A 16,805-nucleotide genomic window follows, 5' to 3' on the forward strand; every position below is an offset into this window, starting at 1 on the left:
GCCTCTTTTCTCCCTCGTCGAGACCAGATGCTTTTAACAGTCGCCGAAACCCCCGCCACTCGCCGCATTGCACAAAGTACTTCGATCATCGATCGATCACCGATAGGCTTGCATCCGGCGCGAGCCCGATTCCACGATATCTCGGAACGCTGTCTTTCGCCAACATTCGCCGACCGTCAACAACTAGAGGCGCCTTTGCCATCCCCGCAACTAACTCCGGCAGTCGCTCAAATTGCTTCCAGCGCGTCATCACCAGAATGGCATCTGCGCCCTCGATCGCACCCTCCAGGTCATCGGAGAACCGTACAGCGCTTCCGAAACGCCCTTCTGCTTCATGCCGGGCAATCGGATCGAACGCGCTGACTAACGCGCCTTCGGACACCAAGATGTCTGTCACAGGCAACGAGGGAGACTCTCGAATGTCGTCAGTACCCGGCTTGAACGCCATCCCGAGGACCGCCACTTTCACCCCATCGAGATTAGGGTACTGCTCTTTGACAAGATCCAACATTCGCTGCGGCTGCGCCGAATTTATATCGATGACAGCCTGCAGCAGTTCCATTGGGCTTCCCACCTGCTTTCCGTACGCGATCAGTGCCTTTACATCCTTCGGAAAGCAGCTACCCCCAAAGCCGCAACCCGCTGCAAGATATGTAAGCGAAGACGGGTAAACTCTCTCTCCAGTCGCAAGAATCGGTGACAATCGCCGATCCAAATGCACCCCGTGCATCGCATCGACCACATCTACGCCCACCTTAGCGCATAGATTTCCGATTTCATTCGAGAACGAGATCAGCGTCGCCAGCAGGGAGTTCGAGCTGTACTTGATCATCTCAGCGGTCTTGGTGTTCGTCCGAATCAAATCGACCCCTGGAAAACCTTCGTAAAGCGCAGCTAACGCATCGACACTCCTCTTGTCTACCCCCCCGAGCACAATTCTATCCGGATACAAGAAATCCTGAATCGCCTCTCCTTCCCGAAGAAACTCCGGGTTCATACCGACACCGAAATCCCGCCCCACCAGCTTACCCGATGCCTTTTCCAGAATCGGCACCATAACCTCCTCGGTTGTACCCGGAACCACCGTACTTTTCATAACAACAACATGGTAGGAGCTCTTTTCTTTGAGAATCAACCCGACCTGTTCACTCACAATACGGACATACTTTAAATCAATTTCGTTCCCGTCGAACGGTGTTCCGACCGCGATCAGCGAGAGATCCGAGTCGAGCACAGCTCGACGGAGATCTGTGGTAGCCAAAACCCTTACGCCAACGTTCTTCTCCAAAAGCGAATCAAGACCGTCCTCATAGATCGGGGAAATACCTTGATTAATTTGATCTACCTTCGCTTCGTCCACGTCGACGCAAATAACTTGGTGGCCCTTCTCCGCGAGACACACGGCGGATACCAATCCGACATAACCGGTTCCCACTACCGAAACGTTCATCACGCATCCTCCCCGACCGCGTTGGCCTGGTACCAAACGAGGGATCTGAGCAGCCCATCATCAATCGAAACCCTCGGGTGATACCCGAGCTCCGCACGCGCCTTCTCGATTATCGGACATCTTCTGTTCGGATTGTCGGTAAGGTATGCAAGATCTTCGCTCTGCTTGCGCACAACCTTTCCTTTATAAGAAAACAACTCACTGGAAATCGCAACGATCTTATCGGCGATCGTGGCCATTGAAATTTCAGGTTCTTCAATGCCGATATTGTAAGCTTCTCCGGCCCGCCCCTTAACCAGAATCTTATAGTATCCGATGATCGCGTCTGCGATATAGCAGAAGGTCCGGGTCGGTGAACCATCGGAGAGCATTACAATGTCTCGACCCGAGAGCACGTCTCGCGCGAAATCGGGAATTACGCGGCGATCACTTATCTTCAGGCCCGGTCCGTAATTGTTGAACGGGCGAGCAACTTTGATTGGGATTCCATACTGTTGCGCAAAATTCACGCAAAGGGTTTCTCCGTAGCGCTTCGATTCGTCATAGCATGCCCTTGGTCCAACACAGGATACGTTACCCCGATAAGTCTCCGGTGTTGGAATACTCTCAGGTGGTGGATCGCCGTAAATCTCGCTGGTCGAGAAAAAAAGAAACCCCTCTACCTGTCGATCACTCTGCAGCCGGGATTTACAATACTCCAACAGTATGCGTAATCCGTTGACGTTAGCATCCATTGTCTCGATGGGATACTTTCTATAAAACATCGGGGATGCAATCGAGGCTGCATGTACAATAAACTGGACATCTCCGAAGTCCTTTGGAAGGGGCTCAGTTACATCATGCTTTCTAATCCTTAGATTGGGGTCATCTTTGAGGCTAATCAGCCAGTCAGGCATTCCGCGAACATAGTTGTCGTATACTGTCAGCCGAATCGGAGTAAAGCCCCCAACTTTATTCCAATGCAATATCGCCTGAACTAAGTAGTATCCCAGAAACCCCGCGCCACCCACGATGAGCAGATCTTTACCGGCCATCGTGGTCAACTCGTCGTCTAGGCCCCGGCAAATATAGTCCAGATCGGCAGCGATAACATCTTGAGCGGATCTCATTGAAACCTCCACCTAACTCACGTTCAAAAAAACCGAGTCTCATCGAATGGCCCGGCACAGTCACGCTTTTCACTGAGCCGATGTGTTGTCGACACTATATACAGTACACTATACAAGCAATAGCTGCCTTCAGGTGACTGGCGTTACAAACCGACACCAAAGCATAGCCGCCGGCATTCGCACAGGCCCAGATACTCGGTCCCAGGACCCTTTCTCGGTCGGCAACTCGGCAATGCCCCTCCGCTCCCCTCGCGAATTGGAAACCTGCGGAACGACGTCACCAAAGGCTACGGACCTACGTAACATTTTGAAACAACGAAAGAATCCAGTGACTGATTCCCGTCACGTAAAATACAACTATGCCATGGCGCACAAGTCAAGACGATACTCGATACCTCTTCGGCAAAGTGTATCCGTTAAATCCGATCTCCACCAACACTTGTCGTGAAGCAAGTTGCGATCCTCGTTCCGAAGGGGCACAACAAGACGGAAATTTCTAACCTGATTGACCTGCCGCAAAAAACGCTCGCCGCACATGTCCTTGCGGGCTTCAACGGGCCGATGCGCATACGACACCCGCGAAGCTACCCGCTGTTGCTCGTGTTCTGGGCATGCTCCCTGTGCTTGCTCGCAAAGGGACAAGCCTGTCTCAGTAGTTGTGGTAAGCCGATACTTGGGGTTAAAATACTCACGTTCGAACTGAGGAGTTTTAGATATTCGTCGGCGGATGGGCCGGCCGGCCTTTCTTAGAGCGTATGCCTACTCATTGATGACTGCGGCACATCAACTCGGATGGTCGCCGTTGAATAGATTTTCCCAGTAAAACATTCAGTGATCCAGCTTTGCCCGGAGCACACCATATCTACGTTCCTACCCAGAACTGCTGTCGAAATGAAATCGCCGCCAAGTCTTATCGCATCAACAGGTGACTGGATAGTTGTCTGAACGGGACGAGCCTAGTTATGAAAGAGGAATTTCGGGCCTTGATCATCGCTTGGTCCAAAACCCAGTGCAAACGTAGAGATAGGGCCGATCTTTGCTTGCTAATCAGCGCCTTACGCCGAGATACCATGCTCCCGTCGGCTGGGCGGACCAAACGATGATCGAGGCCGAATTTCGCGGGCAAGGATTGATCTTCATCATCTCGCAGCCGCGCTCCGGCTCGACTCTACTTCAACGCGTTCTTGCCGGACACCCCGACATTCAAACTTCGGCCGAAACGTGGCTTCTTCTCCATCCGCTTTACGCTCTTAAGGCTGACGGTATAACTACCGAATTTAACCATCGCTGGGCGCGTTGCGGAGTAGAAGAGTTCCTTGAGAATTATACTGACGGCGCCGAGATTTACATCAAAGGGCTACGCGAGATGGCTCGCATTGTCTATAGCAATGCGATGGCGCGTTCCAACAAGATCGTCTTTCTCGACAAAACCCCAAGATATTTTTTTATTATTCCAGAACTTTGGCGAGTATTTCCCGAAGCTAAATTTATTTTCCTGATTAGAAACCCACTAGCGGTACTCGCCTCGGAATTACAAACGTACGTTCGAGGCAATTGGGGAATAATCGAACGCTTCGAGCCGGACTTACGGCGGGCGCCGGGACTGATCATCGATGGCTTGAAACTATTAGGTGAAGACGCTATTCGAGTGACCTATGAAGAGTTCGTGCGTGATCCCGAGACTCAGCTGCGAAGTCTGTGCGATCGGTTAGGGATTGAATTTTACCCGACTATGCTTGATTACTCTCTCACCCCCGCTCCAATTGGACGGATGAACGACCCCATTGGGATACACCGCCACAGCTCTCCGAACTCCGATGGCATAGACAAATGGAAATGGATGCTTCACGATCCACAGGCAAATCACTTTGCGCAGTCCTATCTGAATGACCTCGGATCCGACACCCTGAATGCTCTGGGTTACTCTTACCCCTTGATTGCGGCCACCGACGAGGTGAGCCACTCGGGTCCATCTGCTCTATCTGTTTTTCCCTGGTCGCTGGCGATCAAGCCAAAATCGACCTGGTCAACTCGCGACCACCTCAGGGCAGAATTATATTTCCTTTTGCAGGAGAAGAACATGGCCCATAAAATCGCTTATTTGAAGGGGAGGATTGGTAGATTCGCTCGTGGACGTTTCCTCCCAAAGTCCGCGAAGTGAATCCCACCCAATGAACGCGGGCCCGTTTAGGTCGGCCCTCCCTGGAGACGATCCAAGCGGCGCCAACGATGCGGAAGACACGCTGCGGCTGGCGGATGCGATACTCGTGGTCGCCCATCCTGACGACGAGATTCTCTGGTTCAGTTCAGTCGTAGGCGAGGTTAGCAAGGTCATCGTCGTTTACTCCGAAAACCCTAACGATCCAGGTCTCGGTCAAAAGCGAGACGAGCTTTTCGCGGCGTATCCTCTTGATACGGCAGAGCTAATTGGCCTTGCCGAGTGCCGCTCATTTAACACGGCAGGCTGGCCAAACGCTCGGCGCTCCGCGTACGGGCTTGAACTCATTGCCCCCTTGACTGTCCGCGACGCCTATCGGCATAACTACGAACGCCTTGCCACGCTGCTCGACGAAGCCCTTAAAAACGCTCAAGTCGTTTTGACACACAGCCCTTGGGGGGATTACGGCCACGAGGACCATGTCCAGGTCTATGCCGCCGTAGCGGCGGCTCAACACAAGCATGGGTTCCAAATTTGGTATCCCGGATACGTCAGCGACCGATCCTGGCAGCTAATGCAGAAATCCGTTCTGGGGTTTTCTCACACCTACACAACCATGAATACTAACCTCACCCTGGCATATGACTTGGCTGCGCTATATCGCGACTACGACTGCTGGACATGGTACGACGATTATGTGTGGCCGACGCATGAAACGTTCTTCCTTGACTCCGATCTTGTTTCGGCTACGACGTCAACCACAGTCGGCGGTAATTTTCCCGTTAATGTCTTACGACTCGGTTTACGACCGCGCCCAGCGCGGCCGCACATACTGTCCCGAATTGTTAAACGACTCCGAAATGGATAGCTCGATTTTAAGGCGTCCATACGGTCCGCAGCTTATGCACGGTTTTGAACTCCGTATCAAATCTTTAAGATTCTTCGCGTTGTATCTTTATAAAGACACATCCCATTTAGCCCCACCGTGTCGACATCAGGCTTCACCACATGGCACACGAGCGCATTGATGATCACACGCAGCATTTCACATTCGTCACGACTTGCGGTTCAACGCCTCTTCCGCGCGTTAGGCATTATAAGAGCTCGGGATCAACACCGGAGATCCGTATCGCTCGCACCAAGAAACAATCCTCGCGGCAGAGTTCTGTTATCTTATATTATTGATCCATTTCTACTCCGGCCAGGAGAGGAAATTGCCAACGGCCATACCCACCATTGGGAATCGGCAGAAATCGGCCGACTTTTTTTAGAACGCGATTACGCAATTGACGTCATCAGCTACCGGAACACGTCATTTATGCCTAATCGGACTTATGACGTTTTCGTTTCCGCGCGCACGAATCTACAGCAAATCGCCGAACGCCTGAATTCGAACTGCATCAAGGTCGCACATCTCGATACCGCTCACTGGATCGAGAATAACAGAGCTGCGTACGGACGCCTAAATGATCTTAAGCATCGCAGGGGAATAGTTCTTCATGATCCCAAGCTCTTCGAACAAAGCTGGGCCATTGAGCACGCGGATATCGCGACCGCTCTTGGCAATGAATATACTATTGCAACGTATCGCTATGCAAAGAAGCCGATCTATCGGATCCCCATTTCGACGCCCGCCATTTACGACTGGCCCGTAACCAAGAGTTTCTCAAACTGTCGTTTGAATTTTATCTGGTTCGGAAGCGCGGGTTTCGTACATAAAGGACTCGATCTAGTCCTAGAAGCATTCGCTGGCCTCCCCAAGCACAAATTAACTGTTTTCGGCCCGCTTGAGAGTGAGCCGGATTTTTGCCGAGCGTTTCATCGCGAGCTCTATGAAACCGAGAACATTCATGCGTATGGCTGGATCGATGTTGAATCTGCGTCGTTTCGGGATCAGATGAACAACGCTATTAGTCTTGTATATCCATCGTGCGCCGAAGGTGGTGGCGGAAGCGTGTTATCGTGCATGCATGCCGGAGTTATCCCAATTTTGACGCCGTCTAGCAGCGTAGATCTAAACGGATCAGGAATCGAGTTGGATCAGTGTAACGTAGACGCGATCCGTGCTGCAGTTGAGGACCTATCAGCGAAACCCGAAGAAGAGCTACGAGCTTTATCACTCGCGACGTGGAAGCAAGCGCGCGCGTATCATACCCGTGAACGCTTTTCCGATACATACGGGCTTTTTATAGATACTGTGCTTGCGCCTATGATCGCCGAGCGTAGTAATCTAAACAGAGTAAGAACAGACCAAGTGACCTGAGATAAGCGTCTTCGCCATGCATTGCTCAGATGACAAAGAGCAGATCAGGTTCATCATCCGCTTTTTACATAATTGACGAGAAAATATAACCGATGAAAGCCGTGATTCTAGCCGGTGGTTTGGGAACTCGCCTATCCGAAGAAACCGTAAGTCGACCGAAACCGATGGTCGAGATTGGCGGGAGACCTATTCTTTGGCATATCATGAAGATATTCTCCGCACATGGCATTAATGAGTTTGTCATTTGTTGCGGCTACCGTGGATATATGATCAAAGAATATTTTGCGAACTATGTTCTTCATGCAGCCGATGTAACTATAGATATCAACAAGAACCAAGTAAACTTTCATTCGAATGCAGCTGAACCGTGGAAGGTCACTCTTGTCGACACAGGTGCGTTGACCGGGACTGGAGGTCGTCTCAAGCGCGTTGCCGATCATATCGGAAGTGACACATTTTGTATGACATATGGGGATGGGGTGGGAAATATCGCAATCGATCAATTGATCGAATTTCACAAAAACGAAGGAACACTAGCCACACTGACCGCTGTGCAACCACCTGGCAGATTCGGCGCATTCAAACTATCGCCTAACAGCACCAGAATATCTCGTTTTCGGGAGAAACCAAAAGGCGATGGTGCTTGGGTAAACGGCGGATTCTTCGTTCTTGAACCAAAGGTATTGGACTACATCTCCGGCGATGAAACTTACTGGGAAATCGAACCCCTTGCCCAACTTTCCGAAGATGGTGAATTGACAGCCTACCGGCACGAAGGATTCTGGTACGCCATGGATACACTGCGCGATCGAAACATTCTCGACGAGCATTGGAACTCAGGGAACGCCCCATGGAAAATGTGGTAATTTTGCTCACCGATGAAGGTCACAAAACTGAATCGCATGCCAATCCCAATGCTGACGGACGACGTGCCCCTAAGGCTTACCTTTCGCATTTTTCGGGTCAAGCTGCTGGTCCCCGTAGAAGTGTATCGATTCACCCCGTGCCTGAAGATTCCCGAGCCTCAGTATCGCCGCTGGAATTCAACCATAGCGAGTTCAGTGGTACCACAAAAACGTGAACGATGAGCAATGACATGACAACAGCGACGATTGCAGAAGCCACGATGGCCCGAATCTTTTTGGAACGAGCAGCGCGATCTTCATGCGTTATGATTAGCGGTATAAGCGCTAGAGGACTGGATCCGGTAATCGCCTGAACGCTTCGCGGCCCGTAAAGGCGTTGATCGGTAGCCTCTCGAAAGGCGATGTTTCCGACCCCACTTCCGATCGCCAGAACAAACCCAAAAAAGAATATTGCAATGCGGTCCGGGCTGTACGGTTGTCCGGGCAAACTAGCCGGGTCAATCAAGGAGAAGCGCTCACCTCGGCTCTCCGTCTCCAATGTCTCCGCAAGTCGTGCCGCGTTCAGTTTGGCGTTGATGTCTTTGTATGAGTTGACTGCTTGCTCATGATCGCGGACAAGAGAACTATACGCGCGCTCGATCTGAGGACTCTGAAGGATACGCTGTTCGTAATCCCGCAGGTTCGACTCAAGTTCGGATTGAACGCGCCGGAGTGAGGCCAGCTTAGACTCCGTCGCCGACAAACGCGCTTGCAACTGTATATAGGCAGGGTTATCCGCGTCGGGTACCCGCGTATCTCCAGATCCGGCACCATAGGACGACAATCGTTGTCGCGTTAGCCCAATTTCGCGCTCAAGTCGGCTCACATCGGGGTGCCCCGGCGAGTAGCGATCCAATAGCGAACTGAGTTCGGACTGCTGCTCGTTTAGGCGGCGGCGTAGGTCCCGTGAGTCCGTGCTGCCGACGATTCCACGCAGCGACGCCATCTCCCGTTCGATCTTGATCCGATCGGGATGGGCGGCGGAATATTTCGATGCGATTCCGACATACTCTGCTTCCAAGGCTTTCAGTCGGTCAGCTGGCTTCATAACCCGTTGGCCGCTTGAGCTATAAACGGCCGAGTATGGATCCATCAGAGCAAGTTCGGAGGCAAGGTAGATCGCTTGCTCGTCCAGAGACGTCATCTCATGCGCGGTACTCCGCAGCCGATCCTCGGTTCGCTGCATAAGATCAAGATTCAATTTCATCAACTCCGGTAGCCGATCTCCGTGCTCCTCTTTGAAAAGCGCTAGACGCTCTTCGATCTCGGCAACCTCGTCGGCGAGCTTCCGCGACTCTTGTTCAAGGAAACTCGTCGACTCCTGCGCTGTTCGCGTTCGCTCTCGGAGATTCTTCTCAAGATACAATGAAGCAATCTCTTGTGCGACTTGCTGTGCGAGCAGTGGAGACGGTGAATCAAAAGACACGGAAAACGCTATCGTCGCTGATGTAGGCCGTCCGCTCCTCGGATCCGCAAATTGAGCGTTGATCATCTCACGGACAATATCACTCCTCATCCTCGCGACCGCGGCCCCAAGATCCAGGTCACGCCTCAAATCCGGATAGAGGTCGTATGCTTCGATGATCCGACCTAAATTCTCAGTTGTCATTACCCGCTGACTAATGACTTGAATACGTTCTCCGGCATAGCTGGTAACTGTGGATCTAACCAAATCCGCAGGAATCTCTTGTTGCTCGATGAGAATCGTCGCCGTTGAACGGTAGACAGCCGGCAAGGTCATTGCTATCGTCGCAGCCGCAAGCATCACTAGAAAAGCAGGCAGGATAAACTGCCACTTTCGGCGGTTTATAATTGCTATATAGTCATCTAAGGATAAGGCTTGATCAGACATTCTTGTGCACGCCGCATCGTGGTGTTTGAGAGCAGGCAGGGAAGCCACCTGAAACCTGATGGACATCGGTCGCCGGGGACGGATTGAAAAACGTTCAAGCGGAATCTAAAACGCCAAACGATATGTTTGCGCTCACCCGCGGACTCCGGCCAGACATCCGCAACCGACGTACAATAGCCCTATTCTGATCGGCCCTAGGCTTTTGATCAAAATCCAATTGACGCGTGAACTCGCCAAGACTCCGAAGGGATGGCAGATACCATCGCGGTCAAAACGGCACAAAATCTTCAGCAGGCAACCTGCGTCCGTTATATCGAAGAGTTAGAAAAACCGTGTCGGATGTTGCGGAACCCGCAACATTCTCGCGATCCTGGTACCGATACTGATACCCTAGGTCAACATCGAGACTTCGAGTCAACTGATAGACCAGCGTTGGGCTCGCCCGAACGAAATCACGCCCAAAAGAATTTGTTCCCCCGCCAGGGTCCTCGTTACGGTAGACGCGCGCTGCCAGATTCAGGCTCCACCGGGGCGTGAGCGGATAGTCTAGACGGAACATCAACGCCGTGTTATTCAAAAGCGAACCGCTGCCGCTTGGAATGAGACCTTGGTCGGCTTGCAATATCAGCTTACCGACGTCGAATTCTTTGGTCAGGCGAATCTGGCCTGACATCCCGGTCGTGTCGCTACTTTCGATGCCTCCGCGTACTGGAAAGTCGGCGCGAGAACTCCAGAAACCGCCGGACGCACGAACCTTCGTGGTCTGAGTAAGTTCGTAATCGGCACCGACTGCAACCCCGTAAGTGTCCGAAGAGTTGTCGATTGACTTCGCCTCGTAATGCTCATAGGAAATGTTGGTAAAGAGGTTGAGACGTTCGTTAAAACGGTAAAGGACGCCGCCGTCGCCGCGAGATAGCGTGTAGTTGTATAAAGGTACGAGACCAACATCTTCATATGAAACGTCGGTATAACTTGCACTCAAATTCAAGTAGAACCGCTCGGTGATCGTGTAGCGCCATTTGGGATTAAGAAATCCTCTCGTTCGCATTTTATTGACTTGAACGATTCCGGTTGTCTGCTCTTCACTTGTATCTGTTGATTCATATTCGAGGCGTGCATCAAAACCGATACGATTACGCTCAAGCTGTCGGAAACTCGCGAGATTAAAACGTGCGTCGGTACGGTCGAAACTTGAGATTTCCGAATACCATTTCGGATTGATCTCCGCTCGAAGCGACACGTCGGAAATGTCGGTTGCCCGACCAGCAGCAAGTCTTGCAACTGCCTCTGTCCCGAACGACCCCTGCGGATTATTGATCAAAAGTCGGACATTGTCGTCGTAAAACGTTTTCAAGTTGAAGGATGGGAGAAAATACCATTGCTCCGCGAAAGCTATCGAGGACCATAAAAACGACAAGCCGGCGGCTACTAAGCGGCTCGCTCTTGTAGCGCTGCGATTACGCGATCTAATTTCATGGCCCGTAATCATTCCGTGCCATCCTTATTGAATGCACTGCAATGGCTCATTTCAAGGTACAAGGATCACGTCACCGGCTTGAAGAGTGACATTTTGGGTCAGGGAGCCGCCTCGCTTGATTTCGCGATAGTCGAATGGAATTGATCGCTGACTGCCACCCTCCTTCCTAAGAATTTGAATGTTCTTCTCCTTTGCAAAAGGCGTAAGACCTCCCGCCATTGCCAGTGCCTGCACTACCGTAACATCCCTCGCTATGATGGCGAAATCTCCCGGTTTATTGACCTGTCCGATGACATAGATTCGATTCCCGGGGATCTCTTGGAGAGTCACCGTCACGACAGGATCCGGGATAAACTTGAGGAGTCGATTCTTTAGAGCGTCAGCCAACTCTTGAACAGTCAAACCCTGAGCCGTAAGATCGCCAGCGAGCGGGAACGAAATTCCTCCGTCGGGCCTGACTAGGACGAGTTGCTCAAGTCCGGGCTCCTGCCAAACCGACACCGCGACGACATCGCCCGGAGCAAGTCGGTATCCATCATGAGGTATCAAGGAGCCTGCTATGCCCGGCGCCGAAGCAGCGAACATACTCACGAACACCACAGCTGTCGCCAGACGACCGACAAACCGACGAAACTCCTCTGGCCTTCTATTCATGACACGGTTACCTAATGAGAGTCTGTGGGTCGAGTCAGTGCCTAAAGCTGCCTCTGCATCGCCCGTCGACGCACAAGCCAATCCCGAAAAAAAGAATCATCCTACAATTCCGTTCAGAAGGCGGCAAGATGTCGTTTGCCCCTCTCCGTCCGAGCCTCATCCGACGGCGATTTTACGGAACCACGTTGAACTTCTGATCAACCTGTTTGGCAAGGGTAGATTGGTTGTCGCTACGTCACTGACTCGTGGTAGACAGAACCGGAACGCTTGGGTCGAGCGCTAAAACCGCGTTTCGTTCGGACCATCCTCGCCAGTCTGCGCGAGCGCGATCAAACTTTGTGTCGCGGAACTGCCTCACATATCGTGCAGTGTAACGAGGCGCGCGATAAGGGGCAACCTCTCGCATCGCTCATGAATAGCAAGAGAGCAAAGCGCGGAAGATCTCCTTGAGGTGATCTACCTGGCGCCCTAAGCATATAGATCCTGATCAAAAAAGGAGATCCCCCCGTGTTCGCGACCAAATTCACCCTAGAGAGTTCAATCTGACGGTTTTCACGCACTTTTCGGTTCCGCGGCCCCCCTGCCGGAGAAACGCTGTCTTTGAGTTAAGCAAGATTTGGACCGTGCTAGCAAATACCTCTTGTTAGAGTCGGACAAGAAGTGCGTGAGCGGAACATGGGCTCGAGCAGGCAAATTGAACATCCTAGATTCCCCCTATACCCTATGGTTCGGGAACGTCGTCTGCGCGTCCGCGCTGCATCAGGATCCGCGCCGCTCGCTCACAAGATCACAAGCTAAAGTGTTAGGCTATTTTCATGAACCTGAAGGATGAACTCCTAAAGACGAAAGAATGGGCACTGCTTCTCTCATGCATGCAGCATGCCAGTGAGGCCCAGCTTTGCGATCAAAAGTCGGAACTTATCAGGGATATCGACTGGAACTATTTGTTTTCATTTTCGGAGTACCACAGCCTTCTACCAATATTGCATTGGGGAATAAAGAGGATGGGGGACACGGAAGCGCCTCCGGAAGTATTGACCTTCCTTCGCGACAATTTTCGAGCTAGCCACCTGAGAAACCTGTTAGCGGCGCACACCTTATCGCAATGCGAACAGATGTTCAAGGCGGAGAGGATACCCGCCATTGCTTTTAAGGGCATCGTGCTTGCCTACGCGATTTACGAACACCCCGCACTCAGGCAATTCGGCGACATCGATATTCTTATCCAGCAGCACCAACTCCCCAAAGCACGAAGCCTTCTTCAACAACATGACTATCGTCCGGTATATCCTCCCGGAATGCTGACCGATCCGCGGGTTCAGGAACTTAGCTTTAACCAAACTCGGATTTACGACCGGTATTATCACGAACTCACGCTGCAAAGTCGTGACGATCTGATGCAGATCGACCTACACTGGGCATTATCTCCTCGGCTTTACCCTTCGGCTCCGGATCTGGCAGGCATTTGGGGTGGTATCCGTACAGCCTCGCTGAACGGTCATACTGTGCTCACCCTCTCTCAGGAGCACCAGCTACTCAATATTTGTATTCATGCAGCCAAAGACAGATGGCGCACCTTAAAGTGGGTCGTGGATATTGATCGACTTGTTCGCTCCGAGGGAGATCTTGATTGGGTCCAATTGAAAGAGCTTGCGAGCGCCTCACGTTCCGACAGAATTCTCACATTCGGCTTACACCTCAGCCAACTACTTCTTGACACACCAATCCCAACCAGCAGATTCGCTTCTGCAAAGGGAAGATCGTCCGAAGCGGATCTCTCGGCAATCCTAGAGGTTCTATTTCGCCCGGGGACACCTAGACCGCGCGCCCTCGGCTGTCTTGGAATCAACCCGATCTATCTAAGGCTCTGCGGAGGTTGGTCTTTAAGAATGCGGTACCTCTGCCGAGCCTTGACGCTACCGAGACCGGAAGATGAAGTGATGTTCGGTCTTGCCCAGCAACAATACCCTCTTTGGCGACTCCGCCGTCCTTTCTGGTTACTTGGACGTTGCCTATCGCGCATCCCGCGGCCGAGACCGGACGCGAACCCATTCCGCGAATGATGCCTTGTTCGTAACTGCGCTCATCGTGCTGGCACAGAGCGGGTGTCACGAGCGACTGTCGTCTTGGGTGGCACCGGGTGGCCGCGGGTGGTTACCCACCCGCGGCTCCCACAGATCCGGACGTGCGGGACTACCGCATCCGGCTCCTCGGTTGAGCGCTCGCTGCACGACAACTGTCGCACACCCGATGGACCATTCAGCCCATGTCGCGATCTCCTGTCGTTCTGTTCAGATGGTCAGGTGACTCGATGTTCACGCCATCGTCCCTTCAGAAGGTGTCTCAACCGATCGGCCGCTTCCCTCCCATGGGTCCGCTCGGGTGCGTTCCCCACGCTCAACGGTACTATCAGCCGACTCTGACTGCTCAGTCGCCATCGCGCCGCACTTCGTTGCCTTCGCTTGGCGCTACCTTGCCGTCGGTCCTGTTCGCTCCCGTCGGCCGGACCAGCGCCGTCGGGCCGGGGCGGCTTCTTACGCGGTGCCCGCGCCGCGTCTCGGGCAAGGAGCAACTGAGCGCTCCCAGGTTCCTGGACGACCCGTGCGTACATGCCCTGCTCTTAGACCCCGGCGGAGTCTCGACATCAGGCCGTTACGATGCCGAAACTGTTGCCTTCCGGTGTTCCGAATACGTCGGCTCCGCTGAACTCAGTAACGGGGCTCCATCACACGGCCTGCACGCCCCCTGTGTACGCTTCGCAGGCGGGATCGCTCCCGCACCACACAACACTCGGTTCCGGTGGATGGCCACTCCTTACCGGCTCGGGACTTGCACCCGGTGGGTCGCAAAAAGGAGTTTCCGATTGGCTTATCCGTTCGCTATCTTCCTCTCCTTCCAGGCTTTGCCTGGCGCAACGGCACAATGAGCGAGGCCGCGACTGAGCAGCGGGACTTTCGGACGCAAAGCACTTTAAGATAGTCCCGTTGTAAAATACGAGGCTACGTAGGAAGCCGTGCTTTTCAACCCCGCGGATACCAGCTCATAGCAAGGTACTGAGCTTGTCAGTCGGATTACCTGGTCAAGTCCCATAGACTCGTGCGCTAACGCATTCAGTAAGTTTGGATAAAGGAACACTGTTGCTTCCGCGGCGGTCAACGATCGGAGGTGAGGCTTCTGTTCTAGGGGCGAGTACCTCACGAAGAGAACTGCGCCGATTGGTATTGGCTCCTGACTCTGCACAGCCGGCAAAACATCCGCCGGAACGTAGGCTGCTCGCGCTGTCTGAAATGCGTCGACGGGAAGGCAGTATGGTTTCGCGGGTGCCGATTTAAGGGTAAGCGCAACAGGGTATGGATATACCAAATTTGTTTGAGGGTCGATCGGAGCCAACTCGTCGCTCATGTAATCGAAGCCGTGGTGAAGCAACCCCCAGCAGGTCGTGGACTTTCCGCTACCCGATGGTGCCGCTAGGAGAATCGCTACGCCATCGCGCTGCAGGACCGCGCTGTGAAAGAACAAGAGGTCAGGGCGTAGGCGCTGAAGCGTGACAACTAAGTCCCGCTGCACCTCAAACAAAAGCAGCCCGACGTCCCGCGCCGTTGCAATCGGCTCGTGATCGCGCAGCACGACCGACTGGTCCCCGCCGAGGTTGTCGGTGTCGACGCTATAGCATAGTTCCGCCCGGCCCTTTGAGCAAAAGGGCGCGAACCCCCTGAAGGCCGCATCGGCTGCATCGCCGAAGTCATGCCGATACCATCGAACCTCAACGCTGCAACCGAGAACGTTGAAGCACAATCTGCCGGGCAATGTCGTAGCTTGCTGGCGGGAAGAATGCCTCATCCGAAGTGACTCCCGCAAACCGACAGCATATTTCCCCTTGCTCTAAAGTGTTTCACGGCAAAAGATCTAGCTGCGTGTAGGGGCGAATGAATTCGCCCCTACACTACGGCCCAAACAAACACTAAAGTTTTGCCGGGCATGCGCAATCGGAATACTCGTTCCCGTAAATCGCCTTAGTGGAGCCGATAGAAGGCCAGAGATACATCGGCAAAGCCTACGAACTGGGTCCCTCGCGAGCCGGAATCGGACCACTCATGACGTCGGCGGCTCTGATAGGTTGGTCGTCGGACAGGCTCAATCCAGTCCTCTGCTCGCGGAGTTTCTCTCCGGTTTCCACAATGTCACGTCGTTCCGCATGGCCGGGCTTGACAGGCTCATGTGACGCACCGTCTTGACTGAACGCTCTCTGGCCTGGCTTCTCGGAATCGCGACTAAGCCGGCCGCCGAGCAGATCGTCGGTCATCGCCACTCTACCTTTAGCTTGCTCGACCACTGAGCCCGGACGCGCGAATGCGGGCACGGCCTTGAAGCTCAAGAGAATCGGTGGTACATAAATTGCCTTTTTTAGGAAATGCCGACGTGATTCATCCTGGGCCATTGACTGATTCTCCACTCGTGCTGTTCTCAAGGAGTCCGACGCGCTCTAGATCAGCGATGAAACGCTTCACATCCTGATCGACATTCGTCGCGTCGAGTTCGAACGTCTCGGCAAGACGATCTGCGATTGCTGGAACCGAAACGCCTTGATCCAAAAGGGCCCAAATGAGCGCACCTGTTGGGTTAAGTTGGTGTACAAAGCCCCCGGACGCATCAAGAACGATGAGTTCCCCGTCGAGGTCTCGACATGTCAAACCGGTCTTCGGCGAAACACCAACTGTCGACATTTACGATCTCCACGTGCGGTAAAAAGTTCAGGCGCCCGCCTTCAACCCGATGGATCGCCTACACACATTTGTCTGATATCAGGACCGAGAGCTACAGCCGGGACAACCGTTCGAGGTCGCGGTGAAGTACGACTCAGATCTTGCAAATGCCGCACCAACGGGATTTTAGACTGGGCAGCAGGCGCTCGCCGTGCCGATGATGCATTGTGACCA

11 protein-coding genes are annotated in these 16,805 nt (G+C 53.1%); 5 read left to right on the forward strand and 6 right to left on the reverse strand.

What is annotated here, in order from left to right; genetic code table 11:
* Positions 1-85: 85 nt before the first annotated feature.
* Both BDD21_RS24795 and BDD21_RS24800 read right to left on the reverse strand, forming a co-directional pair.
* On the reverse strand, positions 86-1,450 hold the full coding sequence (locus BDD21_RS24795) for a UDP-glucose dehydrogenase family protein (RefSeq protein ID WP_120799435.1): 1,365 nt from the start codon (positions 1,448-1,450) through the stop codon (positions 86-88).
* A complete protein-coding gene (locus BDD21_RS24800; protein WP_120799436.1) occupies positions 1,450-2,559 on the reverse strand; it encodes an NAD-dependent epimerase/dehydratase family protein in 1,110 nt (369 codons plus the stop codon). The genes BDD21_RS24795 and BDD21_RS24800 overlap by 1 nt, the downstream gene beginning before the upstream one ends.
* A 1,099-nt stretch (positions 2,560-3,658) precedes the next feature.
* On the opposite strand from BDD21_RS24800, the gene BDD21_RS24805 reads away from it, so the two are divergent.
* The 4 genes from BDD21_RS24805 to rfbF all read left to right on the forward strand — a co-directional run bounded on the left by BDD21_RS24805 (position 3,659) and on the right by rfbF (position 7,846).
* Positions 3,659-4,720 (forward strand): sulfotransferase family protein, encoded by a 1,062-nt coding sequence (locus BDD21_RS24805; RefSeq protein WP_120799437.1) that lies wholly within the window; start codon positions 3,659-3,661, stop codon positions 4,718-4,720.
* A 10-nt stretch (positions 4,721-4,730) separates the two neighbouring features.
* Complete coding sequence (locus BDD21_RS24810; RefSeq protein WP_120799438.1) at positions 4,731-5,585, forward strand: PIG-L family deacetylase; 855 nt, start codon at positions 4,731-4,733, stop codon at positions 5,583-5,585.
* A 159-nt stretch (positions 5,586-5,744) separates the two neighbouring features.
* On the forward strand, positions 5,745-6,980 hold the full coding sequence (locus BDD21_RS24815) for a glycosyltransferase (protein ID WP_120799439.1): 1,236 nt from the start codon (positions 5,745-5,747) through the stop codon (positions 6,978-6,980).
* A gap of 92 nt (positions 6,981-7,072) precedes the next feature.
* Entirely contained in the window at positions 7,073-7,846 is a 774-nt protein-coding gene (gene rfbF / locus BDD21_RS24820) for a glucose-1-phosphate cytidylyltransferase (RefSeq protein ID WP_120799440.1), read from the forward strand.
* A 130-nt stretch (positions 7,847-7,976) separates the two neighbouring features.
* Here rfbF and BDD21_RS24825 read toward each other — a convergent pair whose 3' ends face one another.
* The 3 genes from BDD21_RS24825 to BDD21_RS24835 all read right to left on the reverse strand — a co-directional run bounded on the left by BDD21_RS24825 (position 7,977) and on the right by BDD21_RS24835 (position 11,868).
* A complete protein-coding gene (locus BDD21_RS24825; RefSeq protein WP_120799441.1) occupies positions 7,977-9,737 on the reverse strand; it encodes a GumC family protein in 1,761 nt (586 codons plus the stop codon).
* A 268-nt stretch (positions 9,738-10,005) separates the two neighbouring features.
* Complete coding sequence (locus tag BDD21_RS24830) at positions 10,006-11,226, reverse strand: porin family protein (protein ID WP_120799442.1); 1,221 nt, start codon at positions 11,224-11,226, stop codon at positions 10,006-10,008.
* A 39-nt stretch (positions 11,227-11,265) separates the two neighbouring features.
* Positions 11,266-11,868: a polysaccharide biosynthesis/export family protein gene (locus BDD21_RS24835; protein ID WP_120799443.1), complete on the reverse strand. Its 603-nt coding sequence runs from the start codon at positions 11,866-11,868 to the stop codon at positions 11,266-11,268.
* An 815-nt stretch (positions 11,869-12,683) separates the two neighbouring features.
* Here BDD21_RS24835 and BDD21_RS24840 point away from each other — a divergent pair.
* Positions 12,684-13,931 (forward strand): nucleotidyltransferase domain-containing protein, encoded by a 1,248-nt coding sequence (locus BDD21_RS24840; RefSeq protein ID WP_120799444.1) that lies wholly within the window; start codon positions 12,684-12,686, stop codon positions 13,929-13,931.
* A 2,361-nt stretch (positions 13,932-16,292) separates the two neighbouring features.
* Here the strand turns inward: BDD21_RS24840 and BDD21_RS24850 are convergent.
* Entirely contained in the window at positions 16,293-16,592 is a 300-nt protein-coding gene (locus BDD21_RS24850; protein WP_120799446.1) for an HPr-rel-A system PqqD family peptide chaperone, read from the reverse strand.
* Positions 16,593-16,805 lie beyond the last annotated feature (213 nt).

It is taken from the genome of Thiocapsa rosea (genome assembly GCF_003634315.1).
Taxonomy (GTDB): domain Bacteria; phylum Pseudomonadota; class Gammaproteobacteria; order Chromatiales; family Chromatiaceae; genus Thiocapsa; species Thiocapsa rosea.

What these genes read in the sequence shown, in the direction of transcription:
- BDD21_RS24795 (WP_120799435.1), bottom strand. Translation starts at nt 1,450, where the DNA reads ATGAACGTTTCGGTAGTGGGAACCGGTTATGTCGGATTGGTATCCGCC.
- BDD21_RS24800 (WP_120799436.1), bottom strand. Translation starts at nt 2,559, where the DNA reads ATGAGATCCGCTCAAGATGTTATCGCTGCCGATCTGGACTATATTTGC.
- BDD21_RS24805 (WP_120799437.1), top strand. Translation starts at nt 3,659, where the DNA reads ATGATCGAGGCCGAATTTCGCGGGCAAGGATTGATCTTCATCATCTCG.
- BDD21_RS24810 (WP_120799438.1), top strand. Translation starts at nt 4,731, where the DNA reads ATGAACGCGGGCCCGTTTAGGTCGGCCCTCCCTGGAGACGATCCAAGC.
- BDD21_RS24815 (WP_120799439.1), top strand. Translation starts at nt 5,745, where the DNA reads ATGATCACACGCAGCATTTCACATTCGTCACGACTTGCGGTTCAACGC.
- rfbF (WP_120799440.1), top strand. Translation starts at nt 7,073, where the DNA reads ATGAAAGCCGTGATTCTAGCCGGTGGTTTGGGAACTCGCCTATCCGAA.
- BDD21_RS24825 (WP_120799441.1), bottom strand. Translation starts at nt 9,737, where the DNA reads ATGTCTGATCAAGCCTTATCCTTAGATGACTATATAGCAATTATAAAC.
- BDD21_RS24830 (WP_120799442.1), bottom strand. Translation starts at nt 11,226, where the DNA reads ATGATTACGGGCCATGAAATTAGATCGCGTAATCGCAGCGCTACAAGA.
- BDD21_RS24835 (WP_120799443.1), bottom strand. Translation starts at nt 11,868, where the DNA reads ATGAATAGAAGGCCAGAGGAGTTTCGTCGGTTTGTCGGTCGTCTGGCG.
- BDD21_RS24840 (WP_120799444.1), top strand. Translation starts at nt 12,684, where the DNA reads ATGAACCTGAAGGATGAACTCCTAAAGACGAAAGAATGGGCACTGCTT.
- BDD21_RS24850 (WP_120799446.1), bottom strand. Translation starts at nt 16,592, where the DNA reads ATGTCGACAGTTGGTGTTTCGCCGAAGACCGGTTTGACATGTCGAGAC.